This window comes from Xanthomonas sp. AM6 (assembly GCF_025665335.1).
Classification (GTDB): domain Bacteria; phylum Pseudomonadota; class Gammaproteobacteria; order Xanthomonadales; family Xanthomonadaceae; genus Xanthomonas_A.
In genome coordinates, this window is sequence record NZ_CP106869.1 from 699,413 (window position 1) to 719,917 (window position 20,505).

Here is a 20,505-nt window from a genome sequence, read left to right on the forward strand (position 1 = left end):
CCGCGACGGCTTCTTCACCCTTTCCCGTTTCGAGAATTAACCGATGTTCCAATCGAACAAGGCGCTTGCGTTCGCGCCATTGACCCTGTGCATCCTGGCCGGCCTCGACGTGGCCAGTGCACAGTCGGCGCCGCCGGCAGGGCCGGACGCCGTGGCGGCGCAGGCCGCTGCGCCGCCGCCGGCGCAGCGCGTCAACATCAACGAGTACCTGGTGCGCGGCAACACGGTGCTGGCGGCCCGCGACATCGAAAAGGCGGTCTCCGCGTACCTGGGGCCGGGACGGACGTTGCAGGACGTGGAAGCGGCGCGCGGCGCGCTGCAGGCGGCCTATCAGGGCAAAGGCTACCAGTCGGTGTACGTGGACCTGCCGGAACAGCAGGTCAGCGGCGGCGTGGTGATCCTGCAGGTGACCGAAACGCGCATCGGTCAGGTCAGCGTGAGCGGCGCCGAGCACAACGGCAGCGACGCGCTGCGCGAGCGCGTGCCCGCGTTGCGGCCGGGCAGCGTGCCCGACTTCGAGCAGGCGCAGGTGCAGCTGGCGGCGTTGAACCGCACCGCCAAGCGCCAGGTGGTGCCCCTGGTCAAGCAAGGCCAGGCCGACGGCACCATGGACGTGGACCTGAAAGTGCAGGACAAATCGCCTTGGCGGTTCGGCGCCACGCTCAACAACGACCACAGCGCCGACACCGAGCCGCTGCGGTCGATCCTCACCATCGGCCACGACAACCTGTGGCAGAAGGAGCACGTGGCGTCGCTGACGTTCTTCGCCGCGCCGCAGGACCTGGACCAGGCGAACGTGTGGTCCGGGTCCTACGCCATGCCGTTGGGCAGCCCGGACTGGACGCTGGAGTTCTCCGGCTACAAGTCCGACAGCAACGTCGTGTCCATCGGCGACACCAACGTCACCGGCAAGGGGCATGCGCTGGGCGCCAAGCTGGTGCGTTCGCTGCCGATGACCGGCGCTTGGTGGCACCAGTTGTCGATCGGCGTGGAGTTCAAGGACCTGGACGAGTCGGTGGCGATGGTCGGCATGCCGTCGGACTTCGCCCCGCTGAAGTACGCGCCGGTGACATTCGCCTACAACGGCTTCCGGCAGGGCGACAAGCACCACCTCAGCGTCGGCCTGCAGACCGTGTTCGGCACGCGCAGCCTGCTGGGCTACGGCAGCAGCGACGATGAGTTCGACTGGAAGCGCGCGCATGCCGACGGCAGCTTCTTCGCGGTCAAGGCCGACCTCAGCGACACCTACACGATGGAGAACGGCGCGCAATGGTTCGCGCGGATCTCCGCGCAGCTGACCGACCAGCCGCTGGTGTCCGGCGAACAATTCGCCGCCGGCGGCATGTACACGACCCGCGGCTACCGTTCCGCCGAAGGCATCGGCGACTACGGCGGCCTGGCCACCATCGAGTGGCGCAGCCGCCCGCTCGCGCTGTGGGACCTGCAGGACTGGCGCGTCTACGGCTTCCTCGACGGCGCCTGGCTGGGATTGCGCAGGCCGCTGGCCGAGCAGGACGACGCATCGTCGATGGCGGCGATCGGCGTGGGCACCAGCTTCCGCGTCACTGAACACTTCAACGTCCGCCTCGACTACGGCCACACGCTGACCGACGGGCCGACCACGACCAAGGACGCCGACCGCCTGCATATCAGCGTTGGCGCCAACTACTGAACACGCCTTCCATCGCTGCACCTCGGAGATTCCATCAAATGCAACGCCTGATCACCCTGTTGTTGTTCCTCCTGGGCATGTTGATGCTCGGCGCGGCCCATGCCGAAACCCCGTGGTGGCAGGCGGACTGGAAGTACCGCAAGCCGATCACGATCGACGCCGGTCCGCAGGGCGCGGCGCTGGGCGGCAACGTCGGCCGGGTGCCGGTGCTGATCCGCCTGCACAGCGGCAACTTCGCCTTCGACGGCCTGGCCGATGGCGGCAAGGACATCCGCTTCGTCGGCAGCGACGGCCGCACCATCCTCAACCACCAGATCGAGCAGTACGACGCCAACCTGGCCATGGCGCTGATCTGGGTGGACGTGCCTGCCGTCAACGGCACCGGCGCGCAGACGATCTGGATGTACTACGGGAATCCGAACGCGCCGGCGGCGGGCAACGGCCAGTTGGCGTTCGACCCGGACTACACCGCGGTCTACCACTTCGCCGAAGCGGGCGCCGAGCCGCGCGACACCACCGCCTATGCCAACCATGCGGCGGGCGAGCTGGCCGCTGCGGAAGGCGCGGTGATCGGGCGCGGCGCGCTGCTCGCCGGACAGCCGATGCGCCTGCCGGGATCGCCATCGCTGGCGACCACCGCCGGCGGCGCGATGACCTTCTCGGCGTGGATCAAACCGGAACAGCTGGGCGCCAACCAGGCCATCTACGCGCGCCGCGAAGCGGGCAATGCGCTGCTGGTCGGTCTCGACAACGGCGTGCCGTACGTCCAGATCGGCCAGAGCCGCAGCGTCGCCGTGCCGCCGTTGAAGGCGGGCCAATGGGCGCATGTTGCGCTGGTCGCCAGCGAAGGCGCGGCGATCCTGTACGTAGGCGGACGCGAGGCCGCGCGCATCGATGCCGCGTTGCCAGCGTTCGGCGGCGAAGCGCTGATCGGCGGCGATGCCGCCGCTGCCGCCGCTGCCGCCGCGTCGCCGGCCGATTCGGTCGCGCCCACCGCCGCCGTCGCGCCGGCCAACCCGTTCGCAGGCGCGATCGACGAAGTGCGCCTGTCCAAGGTCGCCCGTCCCGCCGCCGTGCTGCTGGCCGATGCCAGCGCGCAGGGCGCCGATTCGCGCCTGACCGCGTTTGGCGAGGACGAACAGACCGCCGGCGTAAGCCACTTCGGCTTCATCCTCAAGGCGATGCCGGTCGATGCCTGGGTGGTGGTGATCGTGCTGGGCATCATGCTGTTGCTGTCGTGGGCCATCATGGTCGCCAAGAGCCGCTACTTCGGTGCGGTGGCCAAGGCCAACGCCGCGTTCACCCAGCAGTACAAGAAGGTCGTGGGCGCGCCGGTCGCCACGCTGCAGGACCTGGAGAAGCAGGGCGCGATCGGCGCGCAGATCCGCGACACCTCCACGCTGTGGCGGCTCTACCGGATCGCGATGGACGAACTGCAGGGCCGCCAGGCGCGCGGTGCGCACGGGCTGTCGGCGGCGGCCATCACCTCGATCCGCGCGTCGATGGACGCGGAGGTCACCCGCGAAGCCGAGCGCATGACCAAGCGCATGAACTGGTTGTCCACCACCATCGAAGGTGCGCCCTACATCGGCCTGTTCGGCACCGTCATCGGCATCATGCTGGTGTTCGCGGTCGCGGCGATGGCCGGCGCCGTCGACATCAACTCGGTGGCGCCCGGCATGGCCGCCGCGCTGTTGTGCACGGCCGCGGGCCTGGGCGTCGCGATCCCGGCGCTGTTCGGCTACAACTGGCTGGCGTCGCGCTCCGAGTCCATCGCCGCCGACATGTCGGTCTTCGTCGACGAGTTCACCGCACGCCTGGCCGAAGAGTTCGACCGTCCCGGCTCGCCGGCGCCGCACGCGTCGGTCCAGGCCTGAGGACGCGCGATGGCCAGGCCCAAGAGATTCGGTATCAAGAAACGCGAGAAGGGGATCAACGTCACCCCGTTCGTCGATGTGCTGCTGGTGGTGCTGGTGATCTTCATCCTGACCAGCAACGCGACCATTCCCGGCATCCAGGTGAACCTGCCCAAGGCCAGCTCGAGCATGGCGTTGGAGAAGCCGAAGACCAAGGCCATCACCGTCGACAACGCCGGCCAGATCTTCCTGGACGCCTTTCCGGTCAGCCTGTCCGAACTGGAAGACCGGCTGCGCAGCGAGAAGGCGGTCAATCCGGAGTTTCCGGTGATCGTGCGCGGCGACGCGCAGGTGCAGTACGCGCGCGTGGTCGAGGTGCTGGACCTGCTGCGCAAGGTGGAGATCAGCCAGGTCGGGCTGGTCACCGGCAAGCCTCAGGGGTGACGGCGTGACTTCCTCCCACCCCGGTCGCGGCCGACCCACGCGTCCATGGCCACGCTGGCTTCCGGCGGTCCTGGCCTCCATCGGCCTGATCGCGGCGCTGGGCTTTCTGGCCTGGTACCTGCTCTTCAAGGACGCCGCGAGCACGCGGCGCCCGGTCGCGGACACGCCGATGGTGATGTTGCCGCCACCGCCGCCACCGCCGCCGCCGGAACCGGAGCCCGAACCGGAGCCGGAGAAGGAACCGGAAGAGACGATGCCCGAACCCGAACCGCTGGAAGAAGCGCCCAAGCCGGCCGAGGAAGCGCCCACGCCGGACACGGCGGACCCGGTGACCATGGACGCCGACGCGCAGGCCGGCACCGACAACTTCGGCATCCAGTCCGGCAGCGGCGGCGGCATGAGCGGCGCCGGCGCCGGCGGGGGCGGCGGCAACGCGTCCTACGGCCGCTATCTGGGCTACGTGCTGCAGCAGGCGGTCTCGCGCGACGAACGGATCCGCCGGCTGGCCTTCCAGTTGACGGTGCACGTGTGGCTGGACGGTTCCGGCGCACTGACCCGCGTCGAGCTGTTGCGCGGCAGCGGCAACCAGGAAGCCGACGAGGCGGTACTCGCCGTCATCCGCGCCGTCGGGCGCGTGGACGAGATTCCGCCGGCCTCGTTGAAATTTCCCGCGCGCGTGCTGGTGCAGGGACGGCGTCCGGCCGGATGAGCACGCGTTCGAACCAAACCTTTCGAAGACTTCCAAACCTTGTGAGCAAGCAGATGACCCGTTCGACCATACGATCCGCCTTGCGCGGACTGCACACCACCGCTGTCGCCACCGGTATCGGCCTCGTCCTCTTCGCCGCGGGCGCGCAGGCGCAGAACGCCAAGGGCGGCGAAAGCACGATGATCAAGCTGATCCGCGGCCTGATCGACAGCGGCGCGCTGAAGCCGGACGTGGGGCAGGCCCTGCTGGCGGAAGCGCAGCGCGAGGCCGGATCGGCCGCAGCGGCCTCGGCGATCGCCGCGCAGCCGGGCGACGTGCGGGTTCCGTACATCCCGGACACCGTGCGCGACGGCATCCGCGACGAAGTCAAAGCCCAGGTCATGGCACAGGCCAAGGCCGAGCGCTGGGCGGCGCCGGAGCAGGTGCCGGAGTGGACGCAGCGCCTGCGCGTGCAGGGCGACGTGCGCGTGCGCAACGAATCGCGCCTGTACTCCGAGCGCAACAGCGACATCGAGGTCGACTGGAGCCGCATCAACGCCGGTTCCGGCTACGACATCAACGAGAACACCAATCTCAACTTGCCGCCGCTGCGCAATACCCGCGAGGACCGCAACAATTCCTGGCGCATCCGCGCGCGCATCGGCGTGGTCGCCGACCTGGGCGAACACACTCGCGCCGGCGTGCGCCTGGCGTCGGGCAGCGACGACGGCCCGGTGTCCACCACGCAGACCCTGGGTGGCGGCCTGGCCAAGAAGGACGCATGGCTGGATCAAGCGTGGCTGTCCTGGTCGCCGGTCGACTGGATGGAGATCGTCGGCGGCCGCTTCGGCAATCCCTACTGGTCCACCGACACCCTGTTCTCCAACGACCTGAACTTCGACGGCATCGCGTTCAAGTACGCCGACGAAGTGGGGCCCGACGGCCTGTCGCTGTTCGCCACGCTGGGCCTCACCCCGCTGGAGTATTCGTCCGACGGTTTCCCCAGCACCAGCCAGAACAAGATGCAGAGCGAGAACAAGTGGCTCAACGGCCTGCAGGTGGGCGCGGACTGGGCGTTCGGCAACGAGCAGAAGCTGCGCGCGGCGGTGGCCTACTACGACTTCCGCAACGTCGCCGGCGAACTGTCCCAGCCCTGCGCGCTGTATGCCGGCGCCGACCACTGCAGCACCGACTGGTCGCGTCCGGCGTTCATGCAGAAAGGCAATACGCTGATGCTGCTGCGCGACATCGCGCTGGATCCGCTGGACCCGGCCAACACGCCGCTGCCGCAGTATGTGGGCCTGGCGTCGGAGTTCGAACTGCTGGATGTCAACCTGAAATGGGAGACGCCCGCGTTCGCCGGCTACGGCGTGCGCCTGGAAGCGAACTGGCTGCAGAACCTGGCCTACGACCCGGCCGAGATGTGGAAGCGCGCCAACGGCGGGATCGTCACCAACCTGGGCGCAGCGGCGGGCGCCGTCGCCGGACCGCAGGATATCCGCAGCGGCGATACCGCCTATCTGGCACAGGCCACGTTCGGCAACCTGGCGCTCAAGCAGTCTGGGGACTGGAATGCGTGGCTGGGCTACAAGCGGATCGAAGCCGATGCGCTGCCCGACGGTTTCAACGACTCCAACTTCCATCTGGGCGGAACCAATGCCAAGGGCTACTACCTCGGCGCCTCCTACATGTTCGACAGGAACGTCTGGTTGAGCGGCCGCTGGATGGCGGCCAAGGAAGTGACCGGCGCGCCGTTGTCGATCGACCTGTTCCAATTGGAAGTCAACGCCGGCTTCTGACGCATCCGGCGACCAGGAACGCCCTGCGCCGATACGCAGGGCAATGCGCTACCCCTTGTAGCACCAACGACATCGAACCAGACGGACACGACATGACTTCCGAAACAATGGACGACGCATCCACACCGCCGACGGACCACGCCGCCAGCGCGCCGCCTCACCCCGCCACGCCGCCGCCGCTGCCGGCTTCTCCATGGCCGATGTTCTATCGCCGGCCGGTGTTGCTGTCCTCGCACGAACACGCGGATTGGCGGGTCCGCCCGGCCGGCGTGGGCTTCGCCGCGCACAGCCATTCGGTCCCGGTGGTGGCCGGCGAGTTCGCCGCGGCCTCGCGTTCCTACCCGCTGGTCTTCGCTGGCGGCGACTACATGCCGATGGCGTTGCTGGGGCTGCAAGCGGACAGCAACCGCTTCGCCGACGGGAACGACTGGAAGGCCGGCGCCTATGTTCCCGCCTACGTGCGCCGCTATCCGTTCGTGTTCGTGCAGATGAACGAACCGGAAGGCTATGCGCTGGCGATCGACGCCGATGCCGACATGGTGGTTGCGTCCGGTGAGGAGGGACTCCCCTTGTTCGAAGGCGGCCAGCCCAGCGAGCTGACCCGGCAGGCGCTGCAGTTCTGCGAAACCTTCACCCGAGAAGACCGGGCGACCCGGCAGTTCACCGCGCAACTGGCCGCACAGGGCCTGCTGCTGGAGCGCACCGCCAACATCACCTTCCCCGATGGCCGCAAGGCCAGCATCGACGGCTTCCATGTGGTGGATACGGAAAAGTTCGCCACGCTGTCGGAGGAGGTCATCGTCCAATGGCACCGCAACGGATGGCTGTCGCTGGTGCATTTCCATCTGGCCTCACTGGCGCGCTTCACCGACCTGATGGCGAGTTGAGCCGGCAGGTCGGCATCGCCGGTCAATCAGTCCGGTTAGGCCGTGACGATGGCGGGCGGGAGGCGTGGATCGCGGCTTTGCGAGTGCCAGATTTTTAGGCGGGGCCGTAGAACTCTTGGCCCCAGAGTCCTTTGAGCTCATGTGCAGCAATCGAGACGATTGGGAATCGCTGTCCAAGGTGGTGTTATTCGGTCGCTGCAAAAATGATCAGGCGCCCGGTCCGGCGCTTCGATTTGTACCGCCCTAATGCGGCAACAGTCTGGATTGATGGTCGCGAATACACTCGGTACGCTTCTCGTTCCCATAGAGTGCAAGCGCCTATGCCATCCGGGGCGAGGCGCGATGAGCGAATAGCTATATGGTGCCCATTCTTCGACTGGCGGTGTTCAGCATTTCAAAGCCGGCGATCACGCCGCACATACCATCGGTGCCATGAGCGGATACATCCAAGCGTTTGATATGGTCAATGATCCGAAACGGCCCATCATCAGATGGGCCGTTTCTTTGCCCTTTCAGGAAAAAGGAAATTTCGGAAATTGAAGTTAGGGCGTGACAATGCCTGGAGAATGAATAACCGTTCCGTTGTAAAGAATGTTCATGCAGGTGCAAGTGGTCCCGACTAAAGCAGGAACTGTCATTGTGCATGCGCTATTGGGCGTAGAACAGATGAATCCACGATTTAGTGTTTGCCCGGCCTGCCCATTGCAATGGCAGAGTAATCCGCCAGGGCCTGGAGCAGGCATTGAGCACCATTGTGATGGCGTTTGGCAGATGGTTTCTGCGTTAGCCGGTGCGAAAGGTAGAAGCGACAACAACAGCACAGTCAGGCCCAAGAATTTCATGTGCTACTCCCTGTTTGTTGTGGCAAAGGCCGCCCAACAGGCGGCCTGTTGTTTATCTAGCACGGCGCAAGAGCGATCTCAACTACCGTTCGTCCGCAGTATCGAGGGTGGATGGCTTAGTCCGCACCGGCAGAATGTCGTATGGATGTCTACAGGAGTCCTGCTTTAAGCGTTGACAGCTTATTTTGGTCGAGTAACTATTTATTCGCTGCGGCGAACTCCGCCGCCGGGTTTGGTCTCCCGAAATCACTTGGCGATTCCCACTCAAAAGGGAGGACGTCATGCCCGGTAGTGATTCCGCTCTTTCAAAGACCAGCGCCTCTCGACGCGCCGCCAAGGCGCCGCTGCTGGCTCAATCTTGAATCCCCCGATCCCTTGGATGCGATTGCCGCCGAACGGCTGCCTGGCGGATCGGCAACGCCGTTATGTCTCGATGCCGACAGGAATCCCGGGTCCAGGCGCTCAGTCCCACGCCGGCCCACGCACTGCACCATCGGCTATCGCTATTACGATGTGAACCGCAATGGCATGCGGGTCGGGCGGCAGGTGCCCAGCCTGCGCTTGCATGGCTTGTGGCTGTAAGGCCTCGGCTTCGCGGTGGGCGGCAAGCTGCGCATCACGATGGCCGATGGCGCCCTGCTGATCACGGCCGTGCCGGCGGCGCCGCCTGCGGCGAAGACGCGGCGCGGATCCAGACCGGCGCCATAGCCGCCGCCATCAGGAGTGCGCTGGCGGGGCGGTCGTCGCACGCCGAGCCGCCAGGCGCATGGCATGGCCTTGCTTCATCGGGGTTTCTCACGCGCTAGGTGGAAACCCGATCTCGCCCCGCCTGCTTGGCCCGGTACAGCGCCGCGTCCGCCCTGCCGACCAGTTCCGCGGCCGACCAGCGTTGGTCCTCCATGCTCGCGCATGCGACGCCGATGCTCACCGTCACGTGGGAGCTCGTCGGGCTGGAGGCGTGCGGGAGGTTCAGGGCGCGCACCGCCGCGCGCACCTGTTCGGCCAGTTTCTCCGCGCCGGCCTGGTCGGTGAACGGCAAGACGAGCGCGAATTCCTCGCCGCCGTAGCGCGCGGCGGCGTCGTGCGGCCGCAGTGCGCAGGAGGCCATGGCCTGGCCCACCTGGCGCAGGCAGGCGTCGCCGTTCACGTGTCCGTAGGTGTCGTTGTAGAGCTTGAAGTGGTCGATGTCGATCATCAGCAGCGAGACGGGCGAGTGCACGGCTTCGCTCTGCTGCAGCGCGCGCCGCAGTTTGTGGTCGAAGCCGCGGCGGTTGTAGATGCCGGTGAGCGTGTCGATCCACGCTTCCGTGCTCAGCTTGGTCTCGCTGGCGTGCATGCGCCGCAGTTGCTGGTCCAGCCAGATGCCGAGGCCGACGAACAGGACGCAGCCCACGAGGGTGATGATGGAGCGGCGCACGGCCAGTTCGCGCCATGGCGCGAGCACTTCGCTGGAGGACACGCCGGCCAGCACCGATAGCGGATACGGCCGCGCCTGGGCGAATCCGGAGATGCGCTCCACGCCGTCCAGCGGCGACATGTAGATGACCCAGCCGCGGTGCAGGGTCTGCATCGTCCGGTGGATCGGCGTGCCGGCGATGCTGCTGCCGCTGAGGCTCTCGTCGCCGGGGTGGCGCGAGACGATGGTGCCGTCGTCGTGGATGATGGCGATCGAGCCGCGCTGGCCGACGTCGAAGGTGCTATGGAAGCGCTTGAAGTACTCCACGCGGATGCTGGCCAGCACGACGCCGCCGAAGGAACCGTCGGGATTGTTGATGCGCCGGGTCAGAGTGACGATCCACGAGCCGTCGGACCGGCTCTGGATCGGATGGCCGACGAACGCCATGGCGTTGTTGTGGGCCTTGTGGTGCCGGAAGTAGGCCCGGTCGGAATTGTTGTGGTGCCGGGGCCCGCCCGGCAGCGACGAGTTCACCCAGTTGCCGGCCGCGTCGTAGACGAAGATGGCGTGCACGCGGTCGGAGCGGTTGGCTTCCTCCACCAGGAAGGTGTGCAGCGCCTTCGGCTCGGTGTTGCCGGTCTCCACGCGCGCGACGATGCCCGACAGCACGGTCTCGGCGATCGCGAACGAGTCGCTGGTGTGCTGGGCGAGGGAACTGGCCAGGTTCAGCGAGCTGGTCTGGGCGGTGCGCAACGCCGTGCTTCTGGCATCGCGCAGCGACGAGTACTCCGAGGCGACCAGCATCGCCCACGCCGCGGTGACGAACAGGTGCAGCGCCACCCGTTGGGCCAGGTACCTTCGATGCTTGCCTATCATGTCCGTCTCCCGCTAGGGGCCAATGGACCTGTCCTTGCAATCCCTGTGCCGATGCTGGCGCCGCCGCTCCGACACGCGCCGGCCGGCCCGCCGGGCATCGCTTTGCGCCAAGTGCCGGACGGCCGTCAGGGGCCGTGAGGGCCGGAACGTCGCAGTGGCGCCGCCTGCCGATGAACGCTGGCAACGATTGCCCGGCATATACGAAATGTATATGATCCATGTATAAATTCCATCGGGAGCCGACATGGGCATCGTCAACATCGACGACGAGTTGCACGACCAGCTGCGCCGCGCCTGCACGGTGACCAGCCGCTCCATCAATGCGCAGGCCAACTTCTGGATCAAGATCGGCATGTTGTGCGAACTGCATCCGGAACTTTCGTTCCAGGACCTGGTGGCGCGCGAGCTGCGCGCGGCCGGGGTGCAGCCGCAGGCGTTGACGCCGGGGCGGGCGTGATCAAGCGGCCGGACGAACTCGCATTGATGGCCGAGTCCGGCCGGCTGCTGGCGCAGGTGTTCCATGCGCTGGACCAGCTGCCGCTGGAAGGCCGCAGCACGCTGCAGATCAACGACTTCGTCGAACGGATGATCGTCGACGAGCTGGGCGCGCGGCCGGCCAGCAAGGGCCAGTACGGGTTCCCGTTCGTGCTCAACGCGTCGATCGACGACGTGGTCTGCCACGGCGTGCCCGCGGCCGGCGACGTGCTGCGCGGCGGCCAGATCGTCAACCTGGACATCACCCTGGAGAAGAACGGCTACATCGCCGATTCCAGCACCACCTATCTGGTCGGCGAGGTGGCGTATCCGGCGCGGCGGCTGGTGCACACGGCCTACCAGGCGATGTGGAAGGGCATCGCCGCGGTGCGCCCGGGCGCGCGCCTGGGCGACATCGGCCACGCCATCGCCCGCCATGCGCGCGAACACGGCTACAGCGTGGTGAAGGAGTATTGCGGGCACGGCATCGGCCGCGAGATGCACGAGGACCCGCAGATCCTGCATTACGGCCACGCCGGCACCGGGTTGGAGCTGCAGGAAGGCATGGTGTTCACCATCGAGCCGATGCTCAACCAGGGCAGGGCGGCGATCCGTTCCGAGCCGGAGCAATGGCCGGTGCACACCCGCGACGGCAAGCTGTCGGCGCAGTTCGAACACACGGTGGCGGTGACGCGCACGGGCGTGCGCGTGCTGACGCTGCGGCCTGGAGAAAGGCCGCTATGCCGGGTGGAGTGAGGCGGGTCGGCAGGTGAGGGCGCCGCGGCGGGTGCGGCGACTGCCGCGACCGACCGGCGCACGCGAGCGCACCGCATGACGGCATGGGCCTGGCGCGGGCCAGTGGGCGCCGGTGGTGACGGGCGCCTATGTGCGATGGCGGACGCATCGGCGCGCGCGATGCGCGTCGCGCTGGCTGTGGTGGTGCCGATCGCGGCGCCGCCGCATCGGATCAGCCGAAGTGTTCGATCAGCAGGTCGGTCAGCACGCGGATCTTGCGCGCCGGGTGCGCGGCCGGTGGCCTGACGACGTACAGGCCGGCCACGGGCAGGGGATAGTTGCTCAGCACCCGCACCAACGCGCCGGAGGCGATGTGGTCGGCGATCAGGAAATCCGGCAATGCGGCGATGCCAAGCCCGGCCAGGGCGGCGGCGGCCAGCGCGGCGCCGTTATCGGCCTTGAAGCGCCCACGCGGGTGCAGGGTGATCATCCTGTCGCCGTCCGTCAGCCGCCAGGCTTCGGTGCCCTGCATCAGCGCTTCGTGCGCCAGCAGCGCCTCCGGCGTGTCCGGTTCGCCGTGTTCGCGCAGGTAGTCGGGGGTGGCCACCAGGCTGCCGTGCATCGGCGCCACGCGGCGCGCGATCAGGCTGGAGTCGGGCAGGTAGCCGAGCCGGATGGCGCAGTCGAAGCCCTCGGCGACCAGGTCGATGTAGCGGTCGCTGTAGCAGGCATGCACCTGCAGCGCGGGATGCCGGCGCGCCAGCTCGGCGAGCACCGGCGCCAGGTGGGTGGGGCCGAAGGTCAATGGCGCGGCGATGCGCAGGCGGCCGCGCAGGTCGCCGGCCGGGACGATGGTCTCGCGCGCCACGTCCATCTCTGCGCAGATGCGCGCGGCGTGTTCGCGGAAGGTGGCGCCGGCCTCGGTGACGGCCGCGCCGCGGGTGGTGCGGGCGAGCAGCTGGATGCCCAGTTCCTCCTCGAGCCGGAGCAGGCGGCGGCTGACGATGGACTTGGCCAGGCCCAGGCGGCGCGCGGCCGGCGACACGCCGCCGGCATCGGCCACCTCGACGAAGGTGCGGAGATCCTCGATGTCCATGAGCGTTCCTGTTTCCGCGACACGGAAAGTCATTTCATGCGGCTAGTATGCCGGAACGGGGAACGTCAAAGTCTGCTCCGAGGTCGCCATCGCGGCGGCCACCAAAGGAGACGGCAATGAGCAACAGCAAAGGCGTGTGGCGGTCGGAAGATGTGGCCCTGGTCCTGATCGACTATCAGAAGGAAATGTTCGAGCACGTGCGTTCGGAGACCGACGCGGCGACGATCGATCTGAACGTGCGGCTGTTGATCAAGGCTGCCAAGGCGTTCGGCATCCCGGTGGTGTTGAGCACCGTCGGCGTGCAGATGGGCGTCAACGGGCCGACCCGCGCCTCGATCCTGGAGGAACTGCCGGGCGTGGAGGTCATCGACCGCAGCTCGATGAACGCATGGGAAGACGACGCTTTCCGCGCGGCGATCGAACGCACCGGTCGCAAGCGGTTGGTGTTCGGCGCGCTGTACACCGAGATCTGCCTGGCGTTCCCGGTCGTGGACGCGCTGCGCGACGGTTACGAGGCGATGTTCGTGGTCGATGCGGTCGGCGGCATGTCGCAACTGGCGCACCGCACCGCGATCGAGCGGTTGACCGCGGCCGGCGCCGTGCCGACCACGGCGCTGGCGCTGTGGACCGAGCTGTTCCGCGACTGGAAGTCCCCGCTCGCCGACAAGGCGCGCGAACTGTTCGCCTGGTACGTCCCGGAACTGCAGGCGCTGGCCGCGCGCTGAGCCTGCGCATGCCTGCGGCGGTGCGCTTCAACGCGCCGCCGCATCGGCATGGCGGCAGCGTCCGCTCCATCGCTATTCCTCTTCACACTCTATCGAGACTGCACACATGACCACCGCTACCTTTCCCAACCACGCGCCGTCCGGGCGCCTTACCCGCGGCCTGTCCTGGACGCTGCGGATCTTCGCCGCCGTGGCCTTCCTGGCAGCGGGCGGCGCCAAGCTGGCCGGCGTCCCGATGATGGTCGAGGTGTTCGACCACATCGGCCTCGGCCAGTGGTTCCGCATCGTCACCGGTGTGATCGAGGTGATCGGCGCGATCGCGCTGCTGCTGCCGGCCACGGTCGCGTTCTCCGGCGCCTGGCTTGCGGCGATGATGTTCGTGGCCGCCGGGGTGCACCTGTTCGTGATCGGCGGCAGCCCGATCCCGGCGATCGTGCTGATGCTGGTCACCGCCACGGTCGCCTGGTTGCATCGCGACCACCTTGCGGCGGTGCTGCGCACCGCGCGTTCGGCATGAACGCGGGAGCGCACGCCATGCAGACGCTGTCCACGCCGGTCCTTCCCCTCGCCACGCCTGCGCCTGCGGCGCCGCCGGCGCCGCCGCGCGCCATCGTGTACCGCACCCGCGGCCACGGCGCAGGCCCCATCACCCGCCTGATGAGCCCGTCCGATCTCGGACAGGCGCTGAAGCCGTTCGTGTTCCTGGATATCTTCGAGGCGCAGGGTCCGACCCTGCAGGCGATGGCCGCGATGCCGCTGCATCCGCATTCCGGCATCGCCACGGTCACCGTGTTCACCGAAGGCACGATGCGCTACGACGACCCGGGCAGCGGCCGCGGCGAGATCGGCTACGGCGGCGTGGAATGGATGCGCGCCGGGATCGGCGTGTGGCACGGCAAGGAAATGGCTCCGCCGCCCGATGCGTCGCACATCCAGGGCTTCCAGCTGTGGCTGGCGTTGCCGGCGGCGCTGGAGACGTCGGAACCGCAGAGCCGTTACGTCGAAGCGCAGGACATGGCCATGGCTGGGCCCGCGCACGTGGTGATCGGCCACTACGATGGCATCCACAGCCCGATCGACGCGCCGGACGGGATCAACTACCTGCTGGTCACCCTGCATCCGGGCGAGCGCTGGGTCTACCATCCGCCGGCCGGCCACCAGGTGGCATGGCTGGCGCTCGCAGGCGGCGCGCTCGATGCCGGTGCGCCGGTGTCGCGCGGCGAGATGGTGATCTTCGCCGACGACGGCGCGCCGATCGCGCTGGAAGCGCGCGGGCAGGAGCCGGCGGTGTTCGTGCTCGGCTCGGCGGTGCCGCATCCGCATGCGCTGCACATGGGCAACTACTCGGTGCACACCTCGGCGCAGGCGCTCGCGGCCGGCGAGGAGCGCATCCGCGACCTGGGCCGGAAGCTGAAGGCCGCGGGCGACCGCCGCACCGGGTCCGGGACGATCCCGGTGTTCAAGTGAGGTAAGCGCCTGCGTCATCGGTGGCGGCGCGCGTGCGCGAGATGCACGCGCCCCGCCACCTCGCATGAACTGCGGGCGTGGGAGACATCACGGCGGACGTGTCGGCTTACCGCCGCGTTGCGCACGCCGCAGCTCGGCGTGCCAGCCGGCGTGTCTTCGTGCAGCGCGGCTGCCCCGGCCTCGACGTGCTGCGCAGCGGCCAGATCGTCAACCTGGATTTCACTCTGGGGAAGAACGGCGACATCGCCGATTCCAGCACCGCTTATTGGCATGCCGCTGCGCAAGGCCCGCGCAGGCGCAGCGCCACCGCTTGCGCCATCGATCGCTCCGTTGGCTCTGAGCTTCTGCAGACGACGGCCCAACGAAACCGCGCGACATTTCCGCGACATCCGCGGCCGATGATCGGCGCAGGCTCCATCTCGGGCCGGGCGGCAAGCGCGCCACAAGCGAAGGAATCCCAATGAAGCAACGCCGAATCGTGCCGATCGGTGCGGTGGTCCTGATGATTGCCATCGCCCTGGTGGTGGTGGCGGTGAAACCCGGCAGCGGCAGCCAGGCCGCAGCTACCGCCGCCGCGCCCGCGCCCGTGCTGTCCGTCGCCATGACCACGGCGCAGGTCGCCACGCTGCCCGTGCGCATCCCAGCCAGCGGCAACATCGCCGCGTGGCAGGAAGCCAGCATCGGCACCGAGGTGGATGGGCTGCGCCTGACCGAGGTGAGGGTCAACGTGGGCGATACGGTCCGGCGCGGCCAGTTGCTGGCGCAGTTCGCGCCGGAGATGGTGGCCGCCGACGTGGCCGAGGCGCAGGCGTCGCTGGCCCAGGCCAAGGCGCAAGCCTGGGAGGCGCAGGCCAATGCCGAGCGCGCGCGGAAGCTCGACGCGTCGGGCGCGATGTCGACCCAGCAGGTCGATCAGCTGGTGGTGGCGGCCAGGACGGCGCTGGCCAGGCTGGACGTGGCGCAGGCGATCGAGACGCGACAGCGCCTGCGGCTGGCGCAGACCCGGGTGCTCGCGCCCGGCGACGGGATCATCACCTCGCGCACGGCCACGGTCGGCGCGGTGATGCCGGCGGGACAGGAGCTGTTCCGCCTGATCCAGGACGGCCGGCTCGAATGGCGGGCGAGCGTGGCCATGGCGGACATCGGCAAGCTGGCGCCGGGCCAGCGGGCGGTGGTCGCGGTGCAGGGACAGCCGCCGATCGAGGGCCGGCTGCGGATCGTCGCCCCGGCCATCGAGACGCAGACGCACACCGGCCTGGTCTACGTGGATCTGCCGCCCGATCGCGCGCTCCAGGCCGGCGCGTTCGCGCGCGGGCACATCGAGGTCGGCGAGGGCAAGGCGCTGACCGTGCCGCAGGGCGCGGTGGTGCTGCGCGACGGCTTCCATTACGTGATGCGCCTGGGCCCCGCGTCCAACGTGATGATGACGAAGGTCGCCATCGGACGGCGTGCGGGCGAGCGCATCGAAATCGTCGGCGGGCTGGCCGCTTCCCAGCCCATCATCGCGTCGGGGCTGAGCTTCCTGAGCGAGGGCGACACGGTCAGGGTCGTGCGCGACGCCGGCGGGCGCGGGCGCGGTGCGGCCGCCGCCCACGCGCAGCCGGACGCGGCGGTGGCGCGCGGGGCCGCGCCATGAACCTCAACGTGTCCACCTGGTCGATCCACAATCCGGTCGCCACCACGCTGCTGTTCATCCTGCTGACGATCGCCGGGATCGGCGGTTTCCTGGCGATGAAGGTGCAGAACTTCCCCGACATCGATTTCCCGATCGTCACGGTGAGCGCGGAGCTGCCCGGCGCCTCGCCGCCGCAGCTGGAAAGCGACGTGGCGCGGAAGATCGAGGATGCGCTGGCGAACATTCCGCGCATCAAGCACATCGCCAGCGCGCTGACCGACGGCACGGCGACCGTCACCGCCGAGTTCCATCTCGACAAGCCGGTGCAGGAGGCGATGGACGACGTGCGCGACGCGGTGTCGCGCACGCGCGCCGACCTGCCCGCAGACCTGCGCGACCCGGTCATCACCAAGCTGGAACTGGCGAGCACGCCGGTGCTGACGTACACGCTGACCTCCACGCGGCTGGATGGCGAGGCGCTGTCCTGGTTCGTGGACAATCTGGTGCGCAAGCGACTGCTGGCGGTGCCGGGCATCGGTGCGGTGTCGCGCGTGGGCGGGGTGACGCGGGAGGTGCGTGTCGAACTGGATCCCGATCGCCTGCTCGCCTTGAACGCGACCGCAGCGGAGATCTCCGAACAGGTGCGCGACCTGCAGCAGGAGGCGTCCGGCGGGCGTGTGGAAGTCGGCGGCGCGGAGCAGTCGGTGCGCACGATCGCCACGGTCGCCACGGCCGAGGAGATCGCGGCGCTGGACGTGTCGCTGGGCGATGGGCGCAGGGTGCGCCTGGACCAGCTCGCCACGGTCACCGACACGGCGGCGCAACCGCGCTCGCTGGCCCTGTTCGACGGCCGGCCCGCGGTGGGGTTCGAGGTGCTGCGGGCGCGTGGCGCCGGCGAGATCGATGTTGCGCAGGCCGCGCGCGCCGTCGTGCAGGAGCTGCAAGCCGCGCATCCGGAAGTCCAGTTCACCGAGGCGCTAAATTCGGTCGATCCGATCGTGGACAACTACCGGGGATCGATGACGCTGCTGCTGGAAGGCGCGGTGCTGGCGGTGCTGGTGGTGTTCTTCTTCCTGCGCGACTGGCGGGCGACCGTGATCGCCGCCGTCGCGCTGCCGTTATCGGCCATTCCGACCTTCGCGGTGATGTACCTGATGGGGTTCTCGCTCAATACCGTCTCGCTGCTGTCGTTGTCGCTGGTGATCGGCGTGCTGGTGGACGATGCCATCGTGGAGATCGAGAACATCGAGCGGCACCTGCTGATGGGCAAGCCGCCGATGCGCGCGGCGGTCGAGGCCGCCGACGAGATCGGCCTGGCCGTGGTGGCCACCACCTTCACCCTGATCGCGGTGTTCCTGCCGACCTCGCTGATGGGCGGCGTGGTCGGCAGGTACTTCGTGCAGTTCGGCTGGACCGCGGCCATCGCGGTGTTCTTCTCGCTGGTGGTGGCGCGGATGCTGACGCCGACGATGGCCGCATATCTGCTCAAGGCGCCGAAGAAAGAACCCGCCAGCCCGAAGTGGATCGCCACCTATCTGCGCTGGGTGCATGTCTGCCTGCGGCACCGCGCCGCCACCCTGGGCGCGACGGCGCTGCTGGTCGTGGGCGGCCTGGGGATCGCGATGCAGCTTCCCGGCGAATTCATTCCCGCCGACGATGGCGACCAGACCCAGGTCACGCTGTCGCTGCCGCCGGGCAGCCGGCTGGCCGAGACCCGGGCGTTGGCCGAGCAGGCGCGTCGCACGATGGCCGCCCATCCCCACGTGGCCTCCGTGTACACCGCCATCGGCACCCCGATCGCGGCGGCCGAACCGGACGAGGGCGGCGGGCCTGCGGCGGGCGTCGCCACCGCCGTGCTCACCGCGAACCTGACCCCGCGCGAGGACCGTGGCGGGGTGACCAGGCAAGCCATCGAAAGCCAGCTACGCAAGGAACTGGTGCTGTTGCCGGGGGCGCGCGTCAGCGTCGGCAGCGGCGAGAGCAGCGAAGGCTACGCATTGGTGCTGGCGGCCGAGGATGGGCAACTGCTGGCGCAGCACGCCAGCCGCGTGGAGCGCGAACTGCGGAGCATTCCCGGGATCGGCGCGGTGACCTCCTCGGCCAGCCTGGTCCGGCCGGAACTGGTGGTGCGCCCCGATTTCGCCCGGGCGGCGGACCTGGGCGTGACCTCCGCGGCGATCGCCGAAACGCTGCGGGTGGCGACGGCGGGCGACTACAGCCAGGCGCTGGCCAAGCTGAACCTGAGCGAGCGCCAGGTGCCGATCGTGGTGCGGCTGGCCGACAGCGGCCGCGACGATCTGGACACGCTGCGCCGGCTGCCGGTGCCGGGCGCGCGCGGACCGGTGCCGCTGGAGAGCGTGGCGGACCTGCAGATCCTGAGCGGTCCTTCCGAACTCACGCGCTACGACCGCACCCGCAACGTCAACCTCAGCGTCGAACTCAACGGCCTGCCGTTGGGCGACGTCGAGGCCGCCGCCGAGGCGCTGCCGAGCCTGCGCACCCTGCCCAAGGGCGTGTCCGTGGCCTCGACCGGCGACGCCGAGGCGATGGGCGAACTGGCCGCCGGCTTCGCGGTGGCGATGCTGTCCGGGGTGCTGTGCGTCTACATGGTGCTGGTGCTGCTGCTCAAGGACTTCGCGCAGCCGCTGACCGTGCTGGTGGCGCTGGTGCTGTCCGTGCCCGGGGCGTTCGTCGCCTTGCTGGTCACCGGATCCACGCTGTCGATGCCCTCGATGATCGGCCTGATCATGCTGATGGGCATCACCACCAAGAATTCCATCCTGTTGGTGGACTACATCGTCATCGCCCGCCGCGACCACGGGCTGGACAGGCTGGACGCCATCGTCGACGCCTGCCGCAAGCGCGCCCGCCCGATCGTCATGACCACCATCGCCATGGGCGCCGGCATGCTGCCGATCGCCATCGGCCTCGGCGCCGACCCGAGTTTCCGGTCGCCGATGGCGATCGGCGTCATCGGCGGGCTCATCACCTCCACCGTGTTGTGCCTGCTGGTGATCCCGGTCGCCTACAGCTACATGGACGATGCTATCGAGGCCGCCAAGGCGCGCCTGAAGAAGCGCGCACATGGCGCGGCGATCGGCAGCGCCGGAAGGACCGCGTGAGCGTGCATCGACAGTTTGCGGGCGGCGCCGGCCGTCGCCCGCATCGACGCGCATTGAGGGCCACCCTGCGTTTCGCTACCTTGCACGCACGCGGCATCGCACAGGCAGGACCATGAGCAAAGATTCGCTGTCCATCCTGATCATCGAGGACAACGCGCAGCTGGCGGCGAACCTCTACGACTACCTGGCCGGGTGCGGCCACAGTCTGGATGCCGCGCCCGATGGCCTGTCGGGATTGCACCTGGCCTCGTCCAAGGACTACGACGCGATCCTGCTCGACTGGAACCTGCCCCGGCTCGACGGCCTCACCGTGCTGCGCAGGCTCAGGCAGGAGGCCAGGAAGCAGGTGCCGGTGATCATGCTGACCGCGCGCGACCAGCTTGCGGACAAGATCGACGGCTTCGAATCGGGCCTGGACGACTATCTGGTGAAGCCGGTGGCATTGCCGGAGATCGAGGTGCGCCTGCGTTCGCTGGTGGCGCGGCTCAAGCAGGTGGCCGCGCCGGACCACGTGCTGGCGATCGGCGACCTGCATTTCGATCTGCGCACGCTGCAGGTGCGCCGCGCCGGCAGGAACGTGGCGCTGACCCGGATCGGGCGGCGCCTGCTGGAGCTGCTGATGCGGGAGAGCCCGAACATCGTCAGCCGCGCGCGGCTGGAGCGGGCCGCCTGGGGCGACATCGTGCCCGGGACCGATCTGCTGCGCTCGCATATGCACGTGCTGCGCCGGGCGATCGAGACGCCGGCGGACACGCCGCTGCTGCACACCGTGCCGGGCCATGGTTACCGGCTCTGCGAAGATGCGTAGCCT

The 20,505-nt window shown here is 68.6% G+C and carries 16 protein-coding genes and 1 pseudogene; 15 read left to right on the plus strand and 2 right to left on the minus strand.

Annotated elements, in window-relative coordinates; translation table 11 throughout:
- The first annotated feature begins 43 nt into the window (after positions 1-43).
- From OCJ37_RS02945 to OCJ37_RS02970, 6 genes are all read left to right on the plus strand, one after another.
- On the plus strand, positions 44-1,672 hold the full coding sequence (locus tag OCJ37_RS02945) for a ShlB/FhaC/HecB family hemolysin secretion/activation protein (protein ID WP_263112221.1): 1,629 nt from the start codon (positions 44-46) through the stop codon (positions 1,670-1,672).
- Positions 1,673-1,710: 38 nt separating this feature from the next.
- The gene (locus tag OCJ37_RS02950) at positions 1,711-3,549 is read left to right on the plus strand and encodes a DUF2341 domain-containing protein (protein WP_263112222.1); all 1,839 of its coding nucleotides are present in this window, start codon (positions 1,711-1,713) and stop codon (positions 3,547-3,549) included.
- 9 nt (positions 3,550-3,558) lie between these two features.
- Positions 3,559-3,972 (plus strand): ExbD/TolR family protein, encoded by a 414-nt coding sequence (locus tag OCJ37_RS02955; protein ID WP_263112223.1) that lies wholly within the window; start codon positions 3,559-3,561, stop codon positions 3,970-3,972.
- Positions 3,973-3,976: 4 nt separating this feature from the next.
- Complete coding sequence (locus OCJ37_RS02960) at positions 3,977-4,681, plus strand: energy transducer TonB family protein (protein WP_263112224.1); 705 nt, start codon at positions 3,977-3,979, stop codon at positions 4,679-4,681.
- An 80-nt stretch (positions 4,682-4,761) separates the two neighbouring features.
- Complete coding sequence (locus OCJ37_RS02965) at positions 4,762-6,459, plus strand: putative porin (RefSeq protein ID WP_263112225.1); 1,698 nt, start codon at positions 4,762-4,764, stop codon at positions 6,457-6,459.
- A gap of 92 nt (positions 6,460-6,551) precedes the next feature.
- Complete coding sequence (locus OCJ37_RS02970; RefSeq protein WP_263112226.1) at positions 6,552-7,346, plus strand: SapC family protein; 795 nt, start codon at positions 6,552-6,554, stop codon at positions 7,344-7,346.
- Positions 7,347-8,990: 1,644 nt separating this feature from the next.
- On the opposite strand, the gene OCJ37_RS02975 is transcribed toward OCJ37_RS02970, so the two are convergent.
- Positions 8,991-10,460 (minus strand): sensor domain-containing diguanylate cyclase, encoded by a 1,470-nt coding sequence (locus OCJ37_RS02975; protein ID WP_263112227.1) that lies wholly within the window; start codon positions 10,458-10,460, stop codon positions 8,991-8,993.
- A gap of 244 nt (positions 10,461-10,704) precedes the next feature.
- Between OCJ37_RS02975 and OCJ37_RS02980 the strand changes: the two genes are divergently transcribed.
- Together OCJ37_RS02980 and map are read left to right on the plus strand one after the other, a co-directional pair.
- Complete coding sequence (locus tag OCJ37_RS02980) at positions 10,705-10,917, plus strand: ParD-like family protein (RefSeq protein ID WP_263112228.1); 213 nt, start codon at positions 10,705-10,707, stop codon at positions 10,915-10,917.
- Positions 10,914-11,690, plus strand: a complete 777-nt coding sequence (gene map, locus OCJ37_RS02985) for a type I methionyl aminopeptidase (protein ID WP_263112229.1) — start codon at positions 10,914-10,916, stop codon at positions 11,688-11,690. Before OCJ37_RS02980 ends, map begins: the two co-directional genes overlap by 4 nt.
- 211 nt (positions 11,691-11,901) lie before the next feature.
- Here the strand turns inward: map and OCJ37_RS02990 are convergent, their stop codons facing one another.
- Complete coding sequence (locus tag OCJ37_RS02990) at positions 11,902-12,765, minus strand: LysR family transcriptional regulator (RefSeq protein WP_263112230.1); 864 nt, start codon at positions 12,763-12,765, stop codon at positions 11,902-11,904.
- A 116-nt stretch (positions 12,766-12,881) separates the two neighbouring features.
- Between OCJ37_RS02990 and OCJ37_RS02995 the strand changes: the two genes are divergently transcribed.
- The 7 genes and pseudogenes from OCJ37_RS02995 to OCJ37_RS03025 all read left to right on the plus strand — a co-directional run bounded on the left by OCJ37_RS02995 (position 12,882) and on the right by OCJ37_RS03025 (position 20,502).
- Positions 12,882-13,490 (plus strand): isochorismatase family protein, encoded by a 609-nt coding sequence (locus OCJ37_RS02995; protein ID WP_263112231.1) that lies wholly within the window; start codon positions 12,882-12,884, stop codon positions 13,488-13,490.
- A 106-nt stretch (positions 13,491-13,596) separates the two neighbouring features.
- The gene (locus OCJ37_RS03000) at positions 13,597-14,007 is read left to right on the plus strand and encodes a DoxX family protein (RefSeq protein ID WP_263112232.1); all 411 of its coding nucleotides are present in this window, start codon (positions 13,597-13,599) and stop codon (positions 14,005-14,007) included.
- 17 nt (positions 14,008-14,024) lie between these two features.
- The gene (locus OCJ37_RS03005; protein ID WP_263112233.1) at positions 14,025-14,957 is read left to right on the plus strand and encodes a pirin family protein; all 933 of its coding nucleotides are present in this window, start codon (positions 14,025-14,027) and stop codon (positions 14,955-14,957) included.
- Between the two features lie 182 nt (positions 14,958-15,139).
- A pseudogene (locus tag OCJ37_RS03010) lies at positions 15,140-15,223 on the plus strand (type I methionyl aminopeptidase); the annotation flags it as partial.
- 194 nt (positions 15,224-15,417) lie between these two features.
- Positions 15,418-16,593: an efflux RND transporter periplasmic adaptor subunit gene (locus OCJ37_RS03015; RefSeq protein ID WP_263112234.1), complete on the plus strand. Its 1,176-nt coding sequence runs from the start codon at positions 15,418-15,420 to the stop codon at positions 16,591-16,593.
- A complete protein-coding gene (locus OCJ37_RS03020) occupies positions 16,590-19,694 on the plus strand; it encodes an efflux RND transporter permease subunit (protein WP_263112235.1) in 3,105 nt (1,034 codons plus the stop codon). The genes OCJ37_RS03015 and OCJ37_RS03020 overlap by 4 nt, the downstream gene beginning before the upstream one ends.
- Positions 19,695-19,821: 127 nt before the next feature.
- A complete protein-coding gene (locus OCJ37_RS03025; RefSeq protein ID WP_263113556.1) occupies positions 19,822-20,502 on the plus strand; it encodes a response regulator transcription factor in 681 nt (226 codons plus the stop codon).
- The last annotated feature ends 3 nt before the right edge of the window (positions 20,503-20,505 follow it).